The sequence below is a fragment of the Bradyrhizobium sp. CCBAU 51627 genome (assembly GCF_028128765.1).
Taxonomy (GTDB): Bacteria; Pseudomonadota; Alphaproteobacteria; order Rhizobiales; family Xanthobacteraceae; genus Bradyrhizobium.
In genome coordinates, this window is record NZ_LBJG01000082.1 from 66041 (window position 1) to 85294 (window position 19254).

15 protein-coding genes and 1 pseudogene are annotated in these 19254 nt (G+C 57.4%); 9 read left to right on the forward strand and 7 right to left on the reverse strand.

Annotation, left to right across the window (positions count from 1 at the left end; translation table 11 throughout):
- The first annotated feature begins 81 nt into the window (after nucleotides 1–81).
- The gene (locus XH88_RS28980) at nucleotides 82–501 is read left to right on the forward strand and encodes a hypothetical protein (protein WP_271671632.1); all 420 of its coding nucleotides are present in this window, start codon (nucleotides 82–84) and stop codon (nucleotides 499–501) included.
- A 650-nt stretch (nucleotides 502–1151) separates the two neighbouring features.
- Here XH88_RS28980 and XH88_RS28985 read toward each other — a convergent pair.
- The gene (locus XH88_RS28985) at nucleotides 1152–2069 is read right to left on the reverse strand and encodes an NADP-dependent oxidoreductase (protein ID WP_271671648.1); all 918 of its coding nucleotides are present in this window, start codon (nucleotides 2067–2069) and stop codon (nucleotides 1152–1154) included.
- Between the two features lie 415 nt (nucleotides 2070–2484).
- On the opposite strand from XH88_RS28985, the gene XH88_RS28990 reads away from it, so the two are divergent.
- Nucleotides 2485–3171 (forward strand): antibiotic biosynthesis monooxygenase family protein, encoded by a 687-nt coding sequence (locus XH88_RS28990; RefSeq protein WP_271671633.1) that lies wholly within the window; start codon nucleotides 2485–2487, stop codon nucleotides 3169–3171.
- 198 nt (nucleotides 3172–3369) lie between these two features.
- Here the strand turns inward: XH88_RS28990 and XH88_RS28995 are convergent, their stop codons facing one another.
- The 4 genes from XH88_RS28995 to XH88_RS29010 form a co-directional block, all read right to left on the reverse strand.
- A complete protein-coding gene (locus XH88_RS28995; RefSeq protein ID WP_271671634.1) occupies nucleotides 3370–3915 on the reverse strand; it encodes a carboxymuconolactone decarboxylase family protein in 546 nt (181 codons plus the stop codon).
- Nucleotides 3916–3936: 21 nt separating this feature from the next.
- Nucleotides 3937–4554, reverse strand: coding sequence for a nitroreductase family protein (locus XH88_RS29000; RefSeq protein ID WP_271671635.1), 618 nt, complete (start codon nucleotides 4552–4554; stop codon nucleotides 3937–3939).
- 572 nt (nucleotides 4555–5126) lie between these two features.
- Complete coding sequence (locus tag XH88_RS29005) at nucleotides 5127–5855, reverse strand: peroxiredoxin-like family protein (protein WP_271671636.1); 729 nt, start codon at nucleotides 5853–5855, stop codon at nucleotides 5127–5129.
- Nucleotides 5856–6105: 250 nt separating this feature from the next.
- Nucleotides 6106–6417, reverse strand: a complete 312-nt coding sequence (locus XH88_RS29010) for a hypothetical protein (protein ID WP_271671649.1) — start codon at nucleotides 6415–6417, stop codon at nucleotides 6106–6108.
- Nucleotides 6418–7725: 1308 nt separating this feature from the next.
- On the opposite strand from XH88_RS29010, the gene XH88_RS29015 reads away from it, so the two are divergent.
- From XH88_RS29015 to XH88_RS29030, 4 genes are all read left to right on the forward strand, one after another.
- Nucleotides 7726–9315, forward strand: a complete 1590-nt coding sequence (locus XH88_RS29015) for a GMC family oxidoreductase (protein ID WP_271671637.1) — start codon at nucleotides 7726–7728, stop codon at nucleotides 9313–9315.
- 181 nt (nucleotides 9316–9496) lie between these two features.
- Nucleotides 9497–10012 (forward strand): Dps family protein, encoded by a 516-nt coding sequence (locus tag XH88_RS29020; RefSeq protein ID WP_271671638.1) that lies wholly within the window; start codon nucleotides 9497–9499, stop codon nucleotides 10010–10012.
- A 262-nt stretch (nucleotides 10013–10274) separates the two neighbouring features.
- Nucleotides 10275–11735, forward strand: coding sequence for a glutathione-disulfide reductase (gorA, locus tag XH88_RS29025; protein WP_271671650.1), 1461 nt, complete (start codon nucleotides 10275–10277; stop codon nucleotides 11733–11735).
- A gap of 548 nt (nucleotides 11736–12283) precedes the next feature.
- Nucleotides 12284–12685, forward strand: coding sequence for an SPW repeat domain-containing protein (locus tag XH88_RS29030; RefSeq protein ID WP_271671639.1), 402 nt, complete (start codon nucleotides 12284–12286; stop codon nucleotides 12683–12685).
- A gap of 526 nt (nucleotides 12686–13211) precedes the next feature.
- Here the strand turns inward: XH88_RS29030 and XH88_RS29035 are convergent.
- The gene (locus XH88_RS29035) at nucleotides 13212–13466 is read right to left on the reverse strand and encodes a hypothetical protein (RefSeq protein WP_271671640.1); all 255 of its coding nucleotides are present in this window, start codon (nucleotides 13464–13466) and stop codon (nucleotides 13212–13214) included.
- 291 nt (nucleotides 13467–13757) lie between these two features.
- The gene (locus tag XH88_RS29040) at nucleotides 13758–14633 is read right to left on the reverse strand and encodes a Crp/Fnr family transcriptional regulator (RefSeq protein ID WP_271671641.1); all 876 of its coding nucleotides are present in this window, start codon (nucleotides 14631–14633) and stop codon (nucleotides 13758–13760) included.
- Between the two features lie 1107 nt (nucleotides 14634–15740).
- On the opposite strand from XH88_RS29040, the gene XH88_RS29045 reads away from it, so the two are divergent.
- The 3 genes and pseudogenes from XH88_RS29045 (at nucleotide 15741) to XH88_RS29055 (ending at nucleotide 18869) form a co-directional block, all read left to right on the forward strand.
- Entirely contained in the window at nucleotides 15741–16544 is an 804-nt protein-coding gene (locus XH88_RS29045) for a YiiX/YebB-like N1pC/P60 family cysteine hydrolase (protein ID WP_333909273.1), read from the forward strand.
- A 387-nt stretch (nucleotides 16545–16931) separates the two neighbouring features.
- Nucleotides 16932–17387: pseudogene (locus tag XH88_RS29050) on the forward strand (DUF3788 domain-containing protein).
- A gap of 594 nt (nucleotides 17388–17981) precedes the next feature.
- Nucleotides 17982–18869 (forward strand): LysR family transcriptional regulator, encoded by an 888-nt coding sequence (locus XH88_RS29055; RefSeq protein ID WP_271671642.1) that lies wholly within the window; start codon nucleotides 17982–17984, stop codon nucleotides 18867–18869.
- Nucleotides 18870–19254: the final 385 nt, after the last annotated feature.

Consider the following 19254-nt stretch of genomic DNA (forward strand, 5'->3'; position numbering starts at 1 on the left):
CATCGGTTGATCTCGTTCGCCGCTCCTACTCTCGATGTCACAAGAACTCAAATGAGCAGCAAAGCAAGCAGGAGTAGCGCTATGCCCATTCGCCGCATCACCAGGTCTATCCAGACCTACATCATTGACTATCCTGCAGCCAGCGTCTTGATGATCGCGCCCTTTCGATTGAACTTTAGCAAGAAGAGGCCTGTCGCACCCTGGCTTTGGGCGGTGGCTCGCATGACGGCGTTTCTGCCGCCCACTCTCGCGGACCACGCGATGGGGCTCGTCCGGGTCATTCGTTACTGGCTGCATCCGTGGATGGATGGCGCACTTGGCGCAATTTCCCTTACTCCCTCGCCTGCCCTCCATTTTGGTGGGATCGACATTTGTTGCTACCCGGTTCTCGCCGCTGCGGTCTTGCTCACGGCCCAAACCCTTAGTGCGATTGAAACTGGCACTGCCCTGGTAACCAACCTAGTCCCTCGGGCTATCATGTCGCGATCGCTTCAATTTTAACACCGTCGCAGAACAAGGATATGTCGCGCCTACCCTGAATGAATCATTCGTCTCCAGCGATAATGCGATTGAGACGCTTCGCACAGCCACTTACCCTTTCAATTAATCAAGACAAGCGCATGGGTGGGCGGAGAGGGCCAGTCCCTACATTCTGTACGGCGGCGCTTGGCCAGTGCGGAGCTCTTCCCTTGTGTTGAGACGCTCAGACGGCTGGGCGGCTGGCCGTCAAACCACCCGTTGTTGGTAGCCAACCGCTGGACGAGCGGATTAAGCAAGCCCCATAGACTCCGTCCCGACCAGCGGGCGTAACCGCGCTTCGGCTAGCTGACATTTCACCGAGATCCCTGTCGCGGTCGACAGGGTGAGAACCCGCTTTAAGCTGCGGATTACAATCAACCCTTTCCTGAACGTGATATAGCCTTCAGAGTCGCGTCGTACGCGCTGTATCGTCGTTAGCTTCGCCATCAACAATGAGCGACGAGTAGCCAAGGGACGCTCTATGAGGTCGAGCCAATGAGCTTTCTGCTCGATCTGGTCGGCCGAACCAAGATAGCTGATCCGCTAAATCGCGATGGATGGCTTACTTGCTTTCCTGCAGGCGACGAATCGACCTGGGACGGAACGCGCATGCATCCGCGCAGACGAGCCGCTTACGGACGAACGCGAATGACCTTCTTTCCGCTGACACGCTCAACCTGGTTGAAGGTGGCAACAGCGTCATCGAGCGGCGAGACCATACCGATGTTCGGCCGCAGTCGTCCGTCTCGCACCCGCTGGACGATCTCACCCAGTTGGGCACGGTCGGCTTCGACGACAAAGTCGAGCACCAAGAAGTTGGCGGGCTGTATCTCGATCGGCCCGACGATCGACACCAGCGTTCCGCCGGCTCTCATCAGGCGTGCAGACTGTTTCCCGATATCGCCACCAATGAGATCGAACACCAAATCGACGTCGCGGACGTCTTCCAAGGAGTCGTTCTCAAGGTCGACAAAATCTTGCGCGCCGAAGTCGAGCGCTTTCTGACGGTCTGCGGCCCGACCTGTGCCGATGACGTAGGCGCCGGCTTCACGTGCGAGCTGAGTCACCATCGATCCGACCGCGCCGGCAGCCCCATGCGCGAGGACGCGCTGGCCCGCCCGTAGACGTCCGTGGTCGAATAATCCCTGCCATGCAGTAAGGCCAGAGATGGGTAGGCTCGCACCCACTGTGAAGTCGACGTCGCCCGGCAGCGGCGCAAGATTGCGTGCCTCGACCGCCACGTACTCCGCCAGCGTGCCGTCGCGATACCAGTCGGCGAGGCCGAACACCCGCTGTCCGACCGACAGCCCTGTCGTGCCATAGCCGAGAGCGACGACCACTCCGGCCAACTCGTGCCCAGGAACTGAAGGTGTCCGATCGCGTTCGAGGCGATCGGTCCAGGTCGAGGGCCATGTCAACTCGGTCCCGACGAATCCCGACGCATGAACCTGAACGATAACATCATTTATCGCCGCCTCCGGCTTGGGCCGCTCGACTAGCTTCATTCCGACTGCTCCCGCAGCCTGGCTGGTCACTGAAATGGCTTTCATCGTCCACCTTTTGAGCGTGGTTTCGTGGTGTTCGTATTCTTCGAGGGCTACCAAAATACGATTCAAGATTCGTTCGTCTAATGACCTGAAGCTATGGATTCGATGCCAAAGACGCGGCGTTCAAAGACGCAAAGGTGTGGTACAAATATAGGTATCTGCTTCTGACGACGAAACGAATCGTGAGTGGGTGTAACATGATCATTTCTAAGCGGCATTCGCGTCGCTCAGCCGCGCTCCTGCTCACTCGCGGCGGATCGTTGGAGTTTTGCAATAGATCGGCTGGAGGGCGCGCGGCGTCGATTGCTTCGAGCGCCATGCCGGAGCAGCTCCTCCTGCTCAAGAAGTCGGCCGCGCGGACAAAACTTGCAGACACACTCGATCGATCGGGTCGCGCCACTCAGGAGCGAGATACTACATGTTTTTGGTGATCTTTGAGACGCTACCAAATCGAGAGAAGTGGGATGACTACCTTGACAAGGTCCGGGTACTTCGCCCTGAGTTGGAGCGGGTCGATGGCTTCGTCGACAACACGCGCTACAGAAGCCTGACCCGCGAGGGCTGGATCCTTTCGCTTTCGACCTGGCGGGACGAGAAGTCACTCGTGCGCTGGCGTACCCGCTTGCCTCATCATGAGGTCCAGCAGAAGGGCCGCGACGAAATCCTAGCTGACTACCACCTGCGCGTCGGCCAGATCACCGCTGACAATCGATTGCCGCCGGGTTACGCCCTCACGGACCAGAGGCTCGAGGAGACCGAGTTTGGCGAGGGGACGACGGTCACGTTGATTAGTGCGACTCGCCCGACGGAGTGGAAGCAGACGAACAACCCGTACGACTGCGCCGAGTGGCTCGGTCTAAATCCGTGGGCCGCCGACTGTACGTCTTGGGACATCTTCGAGGCCTTGCTCACGCCTGGCGACCTGATTTTGCTCATATCTTGGAAGGACGCGGCTGCAGCGCTGGCTTACGAGGACACTTCCGTGCTGGACGACAAGGCCAGGGTCCGGAGAGCGCGGATTGTGCGAGACTACGGGAAGTACGACCGGCGCGAGGCGCCTCAGTATTTCGTAGATGCTAAAGGCGGCGAAACCATCCACGCCTGACAATTGCGAGCCCGAGCGGGCTGAACCGCGAAGACCGACCTCCCAAAGTGGAGATTTGACGTCCCAGCGATTCACAAACACCTTTAACTCGAACCACCGTTCGGCTTCGGGCGTCGCAATTGCGCCGCGCGGCAAGTTCGCTTTCCTTTTCCACGCCGCGCGCAGCTTCTCGAAATGGCCAATACGACCGGATAGAATTCAGAGGGAGCCGGCCGGCGGAACAACGGGAAAGTCCTTCTCGGGATCAAACACGTTATTGAAAACGTTCGTCAAAGAGTACATGGCCACCAGAGCGATGATCTCCATGACGTTCGCGTCCGTATAGCCGGCATCGCGGACGGCTTGCAAATCGGCTTCGCTGACTTTGCCCCGGCTCTCGATGACTTTGCGCGCAAACTGGACGGCGGCGTCCCGCTTCGGCTCGATGGCATGCCCCTTCCGAGCGAGCATAATTTCATCCGCCGGCAGCTTGGCCATATGCTCGGCAGTAAAACTATGAACGTTCAGACAATAGTTGCAGCCATTCACTTCGGACACAGCGAGGCCGATGCTGTCACGGGTCTTCACGTCGAGGGCCTTGCTCAACGACGCGAGCAGAGCGGCCCAGGCGTTGAACGCAATTGGGCTTTGCGCGAAGGTAGCCATCATGTTTGGCGTGAAGCCAACCGCCCTAGTGAACGCATCGAGGGTCAGTTTGCTATCCGTAGGCACGTCTTCTCGCTTTAAGGCTGCAGTTCTTGGCATCGCGGTTCCTGTAATTGGGTCCTAAACAAGTTCCAGTACATCGGCCACCGGACGACGCGGCTTCTGCGGCCAATTTCCTGGGCGCTCGGCCCCTACAGACAAGAGCATGACGGGTACTTCCTCCTTGCTCAGTCCGAACTCGCGGTGCACCGCCTCAGCATCGAAACCGATCATCGGCGTCGAGCCAAGCCCCAACGAACGGGCCGCATAGATCATTGCAGCCGCGCCGAAGGTGCCGGTGCGTATTGCCTCGTCGCGTTGGCGCTGCGGGTACTCCATGTAGAGATCGCGCGCAGGAATCTCCCATTCCGGCACCATCTCTTCAGGCATAATGCCTGCTTTCACCAGAGGCGCTAAACGCTCTGGTATTACGCTCGAATCGGCCAGCTGGCCGCAGACGATAAAGGTAACGGCCGCTTCGGTGATTGCAGGCTGACTCCAAGCGATCGGACTCAGTCTCGCCTTGGCTTCGGTCGTGCGCACCGCGATGAATCGCCAGTTCTGCAAGTGAAACGATGTCGGCGCGGTGGTGCCGATCCGCACTAGTTCGCGGATTTGGTCGTCGTTTAAGGTGGCCGCTGGGTCATAGTACTTCGCCGCGCTTCGGCTCAGGATACATTCGATCACGGCGTTGCTCATGGCGACTCCATTACTTTCAGTCATGGTGGTTGCTATACGTGCTGGTATCATTGCAGTGACGAGCAGGTTCGAGCTCACACCGGAGGCGATGGGCCGCTGGCCCCCTCGCCTGGTCCGTCCCACACGCCGGCGCGTCGTGGGCCATAATCTTCCGCATTCATTTGCATACGCAGGAAACTATTCTGGCAGCCCTAGCTCGCCCAATGACCTTTGGTTATGAAATCGATGTCATCGACGGGCCGCGCAAGATTCCATCGAATCGTGCAAACATTCTCCTCTTGCGACGAAACGAATCTCTTATTGGACGGACAGTTCTTGAGAGCCGGCTAGCATAGATGCCTAACAGTTGCGCGGAAGGGGGTGTCCGAGAGAAACAAGAACAATTCCCAAACAAGCAAGATGGCCGCCGGAAACGAGAGAAACCGCGTCCTAGGCTTTCGATCTAGCCCGTCAGGCGCACAATACTTCGATGCGATCTCTAACGAGCGCTGGTCACGCGATTCTTGATCTCTATCTCGCTCGCGCTTGCCAAAAACAACATTAGCTGATCGTCGAATTCGCGGGATCAGTATTTATGAATTGCTCTTCGGGCCGACATCATTCGTCAGATCCGCAGGCTGCTCGGCCCGAGACCCGACAAGTTGGCGAACCTGGTTGAGAACGTCAGATGGTTCTCGGCGGATTGTGAAGTCAGGCTCGACGAAGGCATCCCTGATAACACCGCCTTGATCTATCACGAAGGTCGCCGGAATTGGCAACATCCACTCAGTAGATCCATGACGGTCCGCGAAGTCGTAACCTTGACCCGCATAGTGCGCTTTTGTTTGTTCTGGGACACGAAATAGAACGCCGAAGGATATTGCCACCGCGTGGTCGACATCCGCGAGCATCGTCAGGTCCAGGTTCAACTGCTGTTTGAGCTGCCTCGGAAGATCACGCGTCTCGGGGGACAGCACAACAAGCTTCGCTTTTAGGCTATCAAACTCGGGTTTGACCGCTTGAAGGGCGCGAAGCTCTGCGTTGCAAAATGGGCACCATCCACCCCGGTAGAAGCTCACTACAAGCGGCCCCTCACGACGAAGTTGTTCCGACGAATGAAGCCGGCCATCCGCATCGGGCAGGAGAAACTCTGGTGCCAATTCGCCAACCCGCAACGCGCGCGACGCGACATCGGTCTCCCGCAGCCAATTGACCAGATTAGTGTATGCTTCTCGGTCTGTCCGGTTAAGGCCCGCCAAAAGCTCTGAACGCACCTGTTTCAGGGCCTTAGTTAGATGGTCTGACACCATTTCAATATTCATCTGCACACCGGATCTCTCGAGATGTGGTGATCGCGATTCACGCGGACATAGCGGTCGCTTCGACGCGGCCGCTTTGTTTGGTCTGCGACGAATGAGTCCTGCAGCCGCGCAACCTTTACGAAGGCGTCGAGTGCTGCTGAGTAGCGGCGGCCCTGCACGGCGAGAAGCCGTACCTCTCGCCATACCGTGTCTCCCTCGATCGGAACAGCCTTTAGAGAGGGTAGCCGGGGCATATGCTCAGGCGTGAGGACTATTCCGAGCCCAGCGGCTGCCAAATGTTGCAGGTGCAAATCCCGGCAGCTGCGATGATTGTACTGTGGCAACGCGTCGGGAAAGCAAATACGGTTAAATTTGGGAGCCACGTCACAGTTGAAACGATCCAGAATAGTGGCCGCGCGAAGCGCATCCATTCCGAGCCTGGAAGACAAGCGAGTTCATGAGACGACGCAAGCACGGCGACATAACGCTCCTCAAACAGCGCCAAATGGTCAATTCGTTCTGGCACATCTTCGAGATCACCAACTAAGGCAACATTTGCTTCTCCCTCTAAAAGTAACTCGATTAGGCGCCTTGGCGACTCTTCTCGAAGCTCGACATGACTCTGCGCACCTCCGCGATGGGCTCAAGAACGAGGGAAGCTAAAATGGACGGGGCGATACCAATGATTAATCGAGCTACTTCCTTTTTCTGAAACTCCCTCGCTCGACGCTGAACAGCCTCCGTCGAGGCAAACGCACGCTCAAACATAGGCAACACAGCCAGTAAGATGGGTGAGTTGACGTAGAAAGTACCGAACCTGGTGGAGCTCCATCGGGCGTTCGCCGTCAATGTTTGTCGTTACTATTGAGCATGATCGACAGCTCCGCGGCTTGACGCGAGCGCGCTATGTCCTAGCGCCACCTTGCCACCGGCGGTCCTCCAGTAAAAGCCACATCGGGCATTCCAGGACGAACGGACACCCCTTCTGGATTCTAGAGCTGATCGCCCCCTTGGCTCAGTGCGCCACTCTCGCTCGAATCTGGCTGACCGAGGGAAAGAAGCTCAGTGTAGTCAGCGGTAATATCGGCGCACTCGACAATCTTAACTAGCATCGTCTGTGTCCCGCTCGATTCGCCATTCGTTTCGGCGAGACCGAGACCACATTCGATCCCAGCGGGGTGCAACAGTCTGTCATTCATCTGTGGACGCTGTTCGACACTCACCTCTTCTTCATGAGATCGCTGGTGTACATGCTAATATGGCTGGCACCGTTTCTGATCTGCGAGACCCGCAAATGGATTGGCCCACCAGCTCACTCATCACAAAGCAGTGCATGACATAGCCATGTAAGCCACCGCGCGCATTGGCCCCGTCGAGAGCGACTTGGTTGCTCGACTCTCTTGGTTATTATTTCTGATTCATTCAATTGATGGCGAGCGCCTTTGTCGTCGCAGGCTCCTTCTCCTTGTTAAGGATTACTATCTCCCTCGAGTTAGAGAATGCTTCGTTCAGTTTCGAAGGAACGAGCGCAATTCCTTGGTCCAAAGCTCGGGCGCCGTAGGCCCTAAGAATTTCGCGCTTCCAGCCGAGCAGGCTGCTACATCATTCATGGTCGAGTTAGCGACCGAACATAGCTTAGCAATTGCCGCCGAATAGAAGCTTGGCTTTGCTTGCGCTACGGCCTCACATTCCTCCTAGCTACAGCACCACTAGAACAGCGGCGGCAATAACGATCGTCTATCAATTTCATGTCGAGAGATCATTTCCCTCGCTCGCGACGCGAAGTCACTGTTTGACCCGCATGGTGCGATCACGCTCAGGATCATTCGATGGCGCTCCCCTGTAGACGGCGTCGAGCGATGCCGATTCGCGCAAGAGAGAAAAGCCGCTAATGTCTCAACAAGCCTACGATATTGTCGTTGTCGGAGCGGGGGCGGCTGGATGTGTGGTCGCGAGTTATCTTGCCGAACACACCGATGCTTCAATCGCGCTGATCGAAGCAGGCGACACAGATCGCGATCCGTTCATCCACATTCCTGCCGGCTTCGCCAAGATATTGGCACACGATCGGCATGTCTGGAAGTATGAGACTATTCCCCAGCACGGCACCAAGCGAGCCTATCGCTCAGGAAAGGTGCTTGGCGGAGGCTCCTCGATCAACGCGATGGCCTACGTTCGCGGTCAGATACGCGACTACACAGCGTGGCAGGACGCGGTCGGCGAGACCGGCAACTGGTCGTATAGCGACTTACTTCCCGTCTTTATGGCGCAGGAGAACAATGACACCTTTTACGACGAATTTCACGGCATCGATGGCGGCCTAGCGGTCCAGCAACCCAAAGGCATCAATGAACTGAACCAATACTGCATGAAAGCCTTCCAGGAATATGGGCTACCGTTCAATCCGGACTATAACGGCAAGAGCCAGATCGGCGTCTCACCTGTGCAGTCCACGGTCGGAAACCAGCAGCGCTGCAGCGCTGTCGACGCTTATCTCCGCCCACACCTGACGTCGGGCCGCGTGACTCTTGTCACCGGCAAGACGGTCGTCCGCATCCTCATCGCAAACAAGCAGGTTATTGGCGTCGAACTCATGGAGGGCGCCAGGATCACAGCCGAAAAAGTCGTGCTGTCGGCCGGCAGCGTCCATAGCCCGAAGGTCCTTATGCACTCCGGCATCGGTCCAGCCGAGCAACTTCGCCAGCACGGTATCGCCGTAATCGTCGATTCTCCCGAGGTCGGTGAAAATCTGCAAGATCATCCGATGGTACCGGTGCGTGCCTATGTGAAGGGCGATCTCGGCTATCAGGCCGTCGCGCAAGGCCTCGGCACGGTAAAGGCGGGCCTTCGCTACCTTGTCACCAAGGATGGCCCCGCAGCAGGCAACGGCATCGAGACGGTTTCCCATTGGAATCCATCGGACTTCACCGCCGAACCCACCATACAATGCTATCACGCTCCTATTATTGCGAACCAGGAACTCAGCCCGACGGGCGACCGGTCCGGCATCACCTTCGAACTCGTGGTGCTTCGGCCCAAGAGCCGCGGTTGGGTGCGGTTGGCCGACAGCGCCCCGATGTCGATGCCCCTCATCAACCCGAATTTCATCGGCGAGGAAGATGACTTGAGGGCCGTGGTGCAATCCGTGCGCGCAATTCGCAAGGTTATGGCCCAGGAGTCGCTGGCGCGCGTCATCGAGGAAGAGATGGAGCCCGGACCGATCATCCAGTCGGACGACGATATCGGCGAATGGGCAAAGCACGTCGTGACTACGATGTGGCATCCCGTAGGCACCTGCCGAATGGGCAAGGATGCGCGAGCGGTGGTTGACGCGAGGCTTAGAGTTCGCGGGATCGACGGGCTACGGGTGATCGACGCCTCGATAATGCCGAACATCACTAGCGGCAATACCAACGCTCCAACACAAGCACTCGCCCGTCACGCCACCGCGATGCTGGTCGAGGATCTAAAGCAGAGATAAGGAACACAGGGCAAGTCGACATAGGCAGACGTCGATGGTCTATGAGAGGAAAGCAAATCAGCCGCGTCAACGTCAAGGGGCTCAGCCTGAAAACCGGCAGTATCTTTTCGCGAAGCTTTCTTAAACCGAGCCATCAACAGTGAAGAGCAACACAGCAGCACCCCGGCAAGGACAGACCGAAATGAGTTTAGAAGACGCGAGAACGCGCCGCGAGGCACCACTCCATACTCCGACCACCCTCGGCTCCAATGCTATCAAAGAGATTTCGGCTGCCCTGACGGTACTCCTGGCAGATGTGTTTGCGCTTTACGTCAAGACTAAGAACTTCCATTGGCACATTTCAGGTCCGCACTTCAGGGACTATCACCTTCTTCTCGATGAGCAAGCTGCGCAGATTTTCGCGATGACTGACGATATAGCGGAAAGAGCCCGCAAGATCGGAGGCACAGCGATTCGTTCGATCGGCCACATTGCCAGGGCGAAACACATCGCGGACAATGACGCTGATTTCGTTACACCCGACGACATGCTAGCCGAGCTGAAGGAAGACAACCTCGCGCTCACCCAACGATTGCGGCAGACACGTAACATCTGCGACGAACATGGCGATGTCGCCTCGACCAGCCTGATCGAAAATTGGATCGACCAGGCGGAAGGTCGCACATGGTTCCTCTTCGAGGCGACCCGGAGGGCTTGAGCGCAAGGCCATTCGCACAATTGGGGCAACCCGATGCGCTCCACAAAGAGGGAGGGCTCCCGGCGCCCCCGCCGGACCAAAGTAACAGAGTGCCCGGCAGAACTCAGGGCCGTTCAAATCCAGAGTAGGCACCCGTCCAAGGCGACGTTTGCCAGCGCGCGTGCATAGACGATGCGATCGGCGCACGCGTCTAGACCGTCCCCACAGAGTGAATTGGATATCTGACTTGAGCGACACAAATGGATTGCAGGGCCTCAGAGGCGTGTCGAGACCGGCGGCCGACGCTTCAGAGTCGCCTCCCCGCGACCCGGAATTCGACGTCGACCTGTTCGTCATCGGCGGCGGTTCGGGCGGCGTTCGAGCCGCGCGCGTCGCGGCGGGGTACGGCGCGAGGGTGATGCTCGCTGAGGAGTACCGACTGGGAGGAACGTGCGTTATTCGCGGTTGCGTGCCGAAGAAACTGTTTGTCTACGCGAGCCGCTTCCGAAGCGCGTTCGACGAAGCTACGGCGTTCGGCTGGCACTTGCCGCCATCGCTCGTCGCGGCTAAGGACCGCGAGATTGCACGCCTGGAAAGGCTCTACTGCGAGGGCCAAGAACGTGCGGGCGTCGAGGTCGTGAGGTCTCGCGCTGTGCTCGACGACGCCCATACGGTGCGCCTCATCGAGGACGGCCGCCGCGTTCGCGCGCGCACGATCCTGATCGCGACAGGCGCACGGCCCGAGTTGCCTCCTTTCGACGGCATTGAGCTCGGCATCACCTCGGATGAAGTCTTCGACATAAAGACATTCCCCAAGAAGCTTGTCATTGGCGGCGCCGGATACATTGCGATGGAGTTCGCTGGTCTGTTTGCGGCGTTGGGAAGCGACGTCAGCGTCGTTTGTCGCGGAAGCAACGTCTTGCGCGGCTTCGATGAGGATGTGCGCCAAGCGATGGCGGGGTCCTACACGAACCGTGGCATCAAGCTGATCTTTTGCGATAACATCTGTCGCCTCAAGCGACGGGCCGGGGCCACCGGCGGTGGCCACAACACAGGAAGGATTGACGTTACGACCGAACAGGGCGCGAGGCTTGTAGCCGACGAGGTGCTGCTCGCCTTCGGGCGCGCTCCGAACACGGGTTCCCTCGGACTTGATCGCGCCGGCGTCAAGACTGCCGCAGACGGCGCAATCATCGTAGACGCTAACTCGCGCACGAACATCGGCAATATCTACGCTGTGGGCGATGTGTCGAATCAATTCAATTTAACGCCAGTCGCGATTCGCGAAGGCCATGCGTTCGCCGACACGGTGTTCGGCAATAACGCTTGGCAGGTAGACTACTCCAATATCCCAACCGCCGTCTTCTCCAGCCCGGAGATCGGCACAGTTGGTTTGACGGAGCTGGAAGCGAGAGCGCAATACGGTGCAGTCGACATCTACAAGGTCCGTTTCCGCCCGCTGAAGGCCGTCGTAACAGGGGATTGCGAGGCCTCTCTTCTAAAGGTTGTCGTGGACAGCGAATCTGACCGGATCCTTGGGATCCATATCTTCGCTCACGAGGCCAGCGAGATGATCCAGATGCTCGCGGCCGCGATCGGAAGTGGAGCAACCATGAACGACTTAATGTCAGTCATGGCTGTTCATCCAACCGTTGGGGAGGAACTCGTCGCGATGCGTACGCCCACCGTGCGTTACGACCGGCGCGACGCCTCTGCAGCACTCGTCTCAAGCGCCGCTGATTGACTCAGCCACAGCCGACTCGGAAGGGCTCGCTCGCAGCTGCGTGGGGCCCTTGAGCTCCCTAAATGCAAAGGTCTGGAGCAACCGCGAGACAATCGATAACGTCGCGCCGCCTTCATGGTGTTGAGGACTCTGCCGGTTTGTGTTGGTTGGCTGAACCGGCCACTCGTCGCGCCACGTACGAACACTTCGCAATTTTAGATCTGGATGCGATCATTCCCATCTATTGAACCCGACACTCAAGGCGGCCAGGTGGTCCTGTTCTTGAAGACTGGAGGAGCGTATTCCTGTAACCGCTCGACACAAGCAAAGGCGAAGAACACCAGCAGCGGCCTTTCACCAGCCCATTGCGGCGCGAGAGTGGAATGGAATCGATAACGATCCGGCATTTTTAATGGTTGGCGTTCCCGCATAGCCTTCGGTGCCTATAACCAGGTTCGCGACGTTTGTGTGCAGAGTGCCCGCCGCTATAGAGCGGCCCATCGTCCTTTCGGATGGAGGCAATCACCTCGGCGCAAGCACCGCCGCCAGCAATCGCAAAGGAGCCGCCGATGTCGTTCCGCTTCATCACCAAGTCTTTCCACGCCTATCTGATAGATTATCCCATCGCCTTCCTCCTAATCGTGGCGCCGTTCATGCTGAAACTTGGCCAGAGCGGACCGCTCGCAATATGGCTTTCGGTTATTGTCGGTGTCGCCGCGCTGCTCTTGGCTGCCATGACCGACCATCCCACCGGGCTGGTCCGCATTATTCCCTACCGGATGCATCTTTGGGTTGACCGCGCAGTCGCTATTGCATTTGCGATCGTGCCGTTTGCCTTTAAATTCGCTCAGCTAGATGCCCAGTACTATTGGCTTCTCGCCGCGGCCATCCTGCTCGCGACGTCAGTTTTCAATGCGCCTGAGGAGCCGGTTGCGACGCCTTCGAGATTGTATGGACGCCGCGGCGGTTGAACTCCATCAAAGTCGATGCATCATAGCGGCATCTCCGTCGCAATGGGTCAAAACCCTGGAAAACCCAGGAATTATTCCAATTCGCTTTCGGTTGGGTCAAGAGTAGTACGTCGTCGACTTATCTCACACCCGAAAATGATTGGCGCGTCGTGCTTGGCATCACCAACCAGCTAGCTCTTCTACTTGAGAGCCGCACCCTCGACAGGTCCGGGATGCGGTTTTCAATGTCTTCACGTCGACTCTGGTAACGCCTTCCCAGACATCGCTAGCTGGCCGAACTACGGTGTTTAGAGGACAGCCAATGTAGTCCGACGTGAGCGAGCCTCAGACGATGGCTCATGCAGCTCATCATCAGGTCGGGATTCTTTCACGTTTCTTCCGAAGAAGAGTAGTGATAGACATTCGCATTCGTCGCTTCGATCCCCATTTCAGTCAATATTGAGAACCGCGACGGGTTCACCTAGATGCAAACTTCGCGGACACGACGATTGCAAATACTTTCAGCGCTGCCCTGATTAGATCGATTTCACTTCACTTCGGGTACACCTACTGCTCCCATCGCGGCGACAAGTCCGGCCTGGGTAATCCGAAATTTTCCCCACCCACTCAGGACTATCCATCTGTGGTCGCCAGCAAACCCGATTCCGCGCTCATATTCGCAATCGTGGAGACCTGCCTCTGTGAACCATAACTGCGCCATAGCGTCGGCGATATCGATATCCGGTCCGCAACCGTGCTCGACGAGAATCCGAATTACTTGCAAGGCTTCTTGTTCTTCCATTCCCGTTCTCCCAATTCCCGTCAGCCAGTTTACGCCGGGATCGTGCGCATGCCTTGCCACTTGACAGCGGAGTCCTGCAAAAGCGAACGCAATGTGCCCGCGTCTACCAGCACTGACGAATGTTGGACACACTGAAGGTTGCCTAGCCGCATGTCGCAGCCGCATGAGAAGTGAATGACGATCATCGAGGGCCAGATTGAGCAGGTTCGCTTGAAAGAAGTAGATCGATGAGTCGGGGAGCCGACTGCAACAAGCTCGGTAACCAGTCATTGTTCGTTTGGCATCGCAATGCTATCGGTTCCCATGCACCAACGGTTCGCCGTTCGGAGTGCCAGCATTCAGCAATTTCCGCTCGTACTCGCGCTCGATCAAGCTCCAGCAATGGCAGGAGATCTGCGCCAACCGGAAAGCGTCACGGACTACGACGCAGCCACGCATCATTTCAATAAGCCCATCCTTCCTTAGTTGAAGAAGGCAATCCGTAACGCCGGCACGCCGCACTCCGAGAAGCTGAGCGAGCACTTGGTGTGTAAGAGGGATCTCGTCAGAGACCAGGGCATTGCGAGCGAGCAGGAGCCATCGCGCCAGCCGCTGCTGTAGTTGATGGGCCGTGTTACATGCCCCTGATTGAGCGGTCTGAATAAGCACGGAAGCGATATACGCGTGCACCACGCTGCGGAAAGTCGGCAGGCGAGCAATCGCCTCCTGAAAGCGATCTACGGTGAGGCGATTGGCCGCGCCGGCCACCTGAACAATTCGACGGTGCATCGGCTGCGACTTCGCTGTCAACGCGAGGTGTATTCCGGCAAGCCCTTCCGAGCCGATTAGCCATACCTCAACGAACTCTTGCGGTCCCACCTTGGCACCGACCGACACAAGACCACTCTCGACGAAATAGACGTGTTGCATACGAACGCCGTAGCGATGAAGAACTTGCCGCTTCGTAAGCGGCACCTCTTCCGAGAGCAACAGAACGTGCTTGAGTTCATCAGGTGGGAGCAGACGTAGTAATCTGTTGCGCACTTCATACATCAGATTCAACGTCCTAATACTTTTTAGGTAAACGAGCTTTCCAACTGTACGTTTTCGTACCAAAAAACTGAGCTGGAGAGCGAAGTAACGTTCGTTGGTCAGCTCGCATCTCTTGAGGTTCGGGAGTTGGCTCATGCCGCTACCAGTCCTCAGTATGCGAGGACAGTGCACGACAAGTCGACTGGAGCAGTTGCTTCATGATCAACACTGTCAAGATCGATGCATAAGAGCGCGCCTCGAACTGGTTCCCGGCGGTAACGGAGTCTCTACAGTTGGTGCCAGCTGAATTCTTAGCTTTGGCACTTGCGGATCGCGGCTGCAATAACGACCGTTTATCGATTCTATGGCGGGACGTGATTTCCCTCCGCAGCACTCGAAGGTGATTATCGTGAGTGTTGGACCCCTTCGCTGAATGGTCTGCTCCACCGATCAATGCCAGATCGATCGAGGTAGGAGACCGGCGGTGACATCGGACGTGCGCTATCGGTCGAGCGGGGTCATCCGATGCTTAGTACTGAGAGTATCAACCTCGGCGCTGTTCCGACGGCGCCCTGGACTGGCACGCCGACGTGACCGCCGTACTGATAAATTTCTTCTGCGTTCTCCTGAGGAGAGAGATGCTGAAATGAACAAGACTGCAGAGCCCCAGCCGGCCGAGCGACGGGACATCGCATGGGCAACTTAGCGAACTGGCTTTATCTGATCGGATCGCTGTGCTTTGTTCTTGGTACAGTGATCAACATGCTTCCGGTTTGAGGAAGGCGAACTTCTGTTTGAACGGTTTTAGCATTCCGCGGTCTGGCACCGGTTCTTGAGAGCCAGACGGTCCTGCCTGCCAATGGTTATCCACCTTTATCCTGAAGCGGCTCGACCCTTGCACGTACGCGAAGCGACGCAAAGGTCCAAACTCGAAATTTGCCCCCCGTGCAAAGCCGACAGGGGGCGTCGAAGGTCGTCATTGGTCACCTCGCCTCCACCCCGCGATCTCGAATGTGCGCCCGCTCTAGAGCAGCGTCATTTTGAAAGCGGACCGACAGCAGCCGTCGGGCAAGGTGCTGCTTTGCCATCACCGGGAACGGCCTGGCTGGTCAATACTTTTGTATAGTCGACTCAGACAAATGCAGTGCGCAGATCGACCTCAGTGCAATAGTCCGATCCGTTTTTCCTGACTAGGCTTTGACAAGGAACGGAACAGTCGTCTGGAACTGCCAACGAGAACGGCCAAAAAGCAGGGAAAGAGTGATGAGCTGGATGTTCGACAACGTCGAACGTTTGATCGCCCGGCTGCAGAAGCCGGCCAATCGGGTCGAGCCCTTCGCCTCGGACAATGCAACGATCGCCCTACGCCACGCTCTCCAACCCGGTGACGTCCTGCTGATCGAGGGCAAAGGTCGTATTTCCAGCAGCATCAAGTATATCACCCAATCGACATGGTCGCATTCGGCGTTGTACGTTGGGCCGATAGCTGGCGTCACAAATGGCGACGAGCCGCACGTCCTGATTGAAGCCAATATCGACGAAGGCGTCGTGTCGGCCCCTCTGTCGAAGTATTTGCATTGCCAAACCCGCATCTGCCGGCCAGTCGGCCTGAGCGATTCTGATCGCGAACAGGTGTGCCGCTACGTATTCGAACGCATAGGTCTCGGCTACGACTTCAAAAACGTCATCGACCTCATGCGCTATCTATTCCCTTGCCCCTTCACGAAACGTTGGCGTCGGCGAACCATCGTGCTCGGCTCCGGCGATGCGCGTCGGATCATCTGTTCGTCTCTGATTGCGCAGGCATTCGACGCGGTGCGTTACCCTATCCTGCCCAAGATCACGCACATGGAGAATAAGTCCGGGCGGTACGACGTCGCCGAGAATCGGCATTCGTCTCTCTATGCGCCGCGCGATTTCGATCTATCTCCCTACTTCATGGTGGTGAAGCCCACGCTACCCGACGACTTCAACTATAAGAACATGCGCTGGGCCGATCTCCAAATTGATTGCGCGCAGCCGATACTTTTGCCGGAGACCGAACGCGCGATCGCGGCGGTGGTATAGCCGACATTCCGTAACGTTAGGACAGACTACTAAATTCGAAATCGGTTGACTAGATCAACACCCTGCAGCGAGCATCTGCGACGCTCACGAGCCCCATCTTCAAACGAGCCGAGAATATCCTTACGCGGTACCGGGTACTTGAGCCGACGAAGCTACGCCTTCTCCAAGCCCGTATCGAAAGTCCAAATTACGTGTCCAAGTATCCGCGGCCCCTATTTTTTCTTTGACGAACGACTCGCTTGCGCCGCAATTACGGGCCGAGGGCGGAGAGGTATCCTTGGTAGCATCATCAAAGACGCAAGAATTTGCGCCAAATCTAGCGCGAGATCGAGGTGCAGCCCGCCAAATCTTCCGAACCTTGCGAGATGTGATGTAAAGGAAACCGGCATGGAGCAGTCTCCGCGGATCGGCGACATGATCACTGAAAAATTCGAGCCGCCGGATGACAACACTGTCCGGGACTGGGGCGGTCCGAAGGCGTTCGTGCATTGGGTCGAGCTGCGGAGTTGGATCGGAGCATACTAACCCGGTGTTTTCGCGCCGGATTGGCTTTATGCCGGCAAGAAACGGGGTTGGTCCCTGCGCTACAAGAAGTCCAAGGCATTCTGCACCCTTCTGCCAGAATACAAGCGGTTTATCGTCCTGGTGGTCTTGGGGAGAGCAGAGCGAGAGAAGTTTGAGGAGCGGCGTTATGGCTGGCGCTCGCATCTGGTCAATCTCTACGACCAAGCCAAAACGTACCCAGATGGGAAATGGCTGGCAGCTGCTATCTCCTCCGCGGCTGATCGACACGATGTGACGGAGCTTTTTATTATGAAGCGCCCTCCACCATCACGCGGTTGACGTCAACGGCAATTTACCAAATCGGAAACGAATCGGGCCGTCACGAAAGTTGTTTCAACTGATCGGCGACTCTCAGTCTCTATACTGTAAGCCGTTTATGGAGCCCCGATCGCTTTCATTCGTCTGCATACGACATTCGCTTGCACAGCAGGCAGTGCCACGAAGCGTCAGGCAGGCACAGCTCTGCGATTAGCCGTGACATTTCACTCAGGCATGCTACCGGTCAGAGGGACATGCGTCGTCGACTTGTCCGACAGCGGAAGCGCTTTTTCAGCATGAACTAGAAAAGCAGGAATTTAGCTGAATGCGCACGCTTCCCGCGCCTAGCGAGCGATTTTTTCCTGACATATCAAGCAAGACTTTTCGAGCCCAGTCCTTAACTGTGAGCTGGCATCCTTTTCGCTCTAAGGGTTGGGGTGGCTTCAGCCGTTTCGCCACCGTACCCGTATCTTTCGGGCCCTGCCCTGATCGCCCTCGTCGCCTATACACCGGGTGGCATGAGGATCACCGTCGTAGGCTCGCCACCGATTCAATTTTCGCATAAGTTGGATCCGGAACCCAGCTCGAACATGCCAAAACCTGCGCACAGACGAGATGACCGATCGCCTCCTTGCTTTAACACTTTTCGTCCGTGTCGCACATACCGGTAGCTTCTCGCGGGCCGGCAAGGATCTCGGGCTTTCGCAACCTTCGGCGTCCCGACACATCGCGTCCCTCGAACGCGAGGTAGGCGCGGCCCTCTTCGCGAGGTCGACAAGGGCCGTGGTGCTCACCGAGGCCGGGGCGGACTACCTCGCGAAGGTCGAGCCCGCGCTTGCCATTCTGGAAGAGGCGACCCAAGCCATTCACGGCAAGGGCGTGCTTCGCGGCGTGCTCCGGATAGGCCTCTCGCCTAGTATGGCAATTCGGGAGGTCATTCCGCGACTTCCGGCCTTCATTTCGAAGCACCCTGCGCTGCGGATCGATTTGGCGATGGATGACGGTCGCCAAGACCTCATCAGGAGCGCGATTGACGTCGCGATCCGGTCCGGAAAGTTGGAGGATTCCTCCGCGACTGTAAGAAGGGTAGGATCAAATCCTCTGCTCATCGCCGCCTCGCCGGCCTACCTGAAACGGGCTGGGTACCCGAAAACACCCAACGATCTGTCCGGACATCCCGTGTTGATTGGTGTCCCAGGTTCGAATGGCGTCTGTTGCTTCGAGAAGGACGGAAGAACCGTTTCCATAAAGGTGGAAGCTCCATTGTCGGGGAACATCAACGAAGCGGCCGTGGCTGGCGGCGTTGCCGGGATCGGGATTGTGGCCTGCAGCCTCTGGGGCTGTCGCGCCGAGCTCAAGTCGGGCGCGTTGGTGCAGATCCTCAAGGATTGGAGCATGGGCGCCGCCGACGTCAACGCCATATTCCCAGCCGGACGCGGAGCGAAGTTCGCGGCACGCGCGTTCGTTGATCATTTGGCGAAAAACCTAAAGACCAATCCCTGAATCCTGCCGAGCGTCGGCTGCTTGCCGTTCTCTTGGCGCGAAATCGTTGAATGTGCCTACCAATGAGAGCATGTGGCCATGCGTTCACTACTACTCCAAAAGGCCACCTAGTGAGTTGCGCAGCTAAGCGGAGTGGCGTCGTCGCGATGCGAGGAAATTGCGAAGTTTAACGAGGTCGAGCGTCCGCCCCGTACGAGAGGGAAAACTGCGCCACTGTATCTTGCGATTGACTGATTTGCGCGGCAAGGCTGCAAAGGGCCGAGAGCGCGTCTGCCAGACGCATCACAGTGGATTAGTCGTCCGTGAAGAACTCTGGCTTCAGGCTGGAATGGCCTGAAGCGCGGCGGTGAGAGCCGAGAGGATTTGGCGCAGCAACAGGCTGAGC

Bases quoted from the DNA above. Each gene is read 5' to 3' on its own strand.
- XH88_RS29030 (WP_271671639.1), top strand. From the start codon at position 12,284: ATGTCGTTCCGCTTCATCACCAAGTCTTTCCACGCCTATCTGATAGAT.
- XH88_RS29015 (WP_271671637.1), top strand. From the start codon at position 7,726: ATGTCTCAACAAGCCTACGATATTGTCGTTGTCGGAGCGGGGGCGGCT.
- XH88_RS28990 (WP_271671633.1), top strand. From the start codon at position 2,485: ATGTTTTTGGTGATCTTTGAGACGCTACCAAATCGAGAGAAGTGGGAT.
- XH88_RS28980 (WP_271671632.1), top strand. From the start codon at position 82: ATGCCCATTCGCCGCATCACCAGGTCTATCCAGACCTACATCATTGAC.
- XH88_RS29045 (WP_333909273.1), top strand. From the start codon at position 15,741: ATGAGCTGGATGTTCGACAACGTCGAACGTTTGATCGCCCGGCTGCAG.
- XH88_RS28995 (WP_271671634.1), bottom strand. From the start codon at position 3,915: ATGCCAAGAACTGCAGCCTTAAAGCGAGAAGACGTGCCTACGGATAGC.
- XH88_RS28985 (WP_271671648.1), bottom strand. From the start codon at position 2,069: ATGAAAGCCATTTCAGTGACCAGCCAGGCTGCGGGAGCAGTCGGAATG.
- XH88_RS29005 (WP_271671636.1), bottom strand. From the start codon at position 5,855: ATGAATATTGAAATGGTGTCAGACCATCTAACTAAGGCCCTGAAACAG.
- XH88_RS29040 (WP_271671641.1), bottom strand. From the start codon at position 14,633: ATGAGCCAACTCCCGAACCTCAAGAGATGCGAGCTGACCAACGAACGT.
- XH88_RS29020 (WP_271671638.1), top strand. From the start codon at position 9,497: ATGAGTTTAGAAGACGCGAGAACGCGCCGCGAGGCACCACTCCATACT.
- XH88_RS29035 (WP_271671640.1), bottom strand. From the start codon at position 13,466: ATGGAAGAACAAGAAGCCTTGCAAGTAATTCGGATTCTCGTCGAGCAC.
- XH88_RS29000 (WP_271671635.1), bottom strand. From the start codon at position 4,554: ATGAGCAACGCCGTGATCGAATGTATCCTGAGCCGAAGCGCGGCGAAG.
- XH88_RS29055 (WP_271671642.1), top strand. From the start codon at position 17,982: ATGACCGATCGCCTCCTTGCTTTAACACTTTTCGTCCGTGTCGCACAT.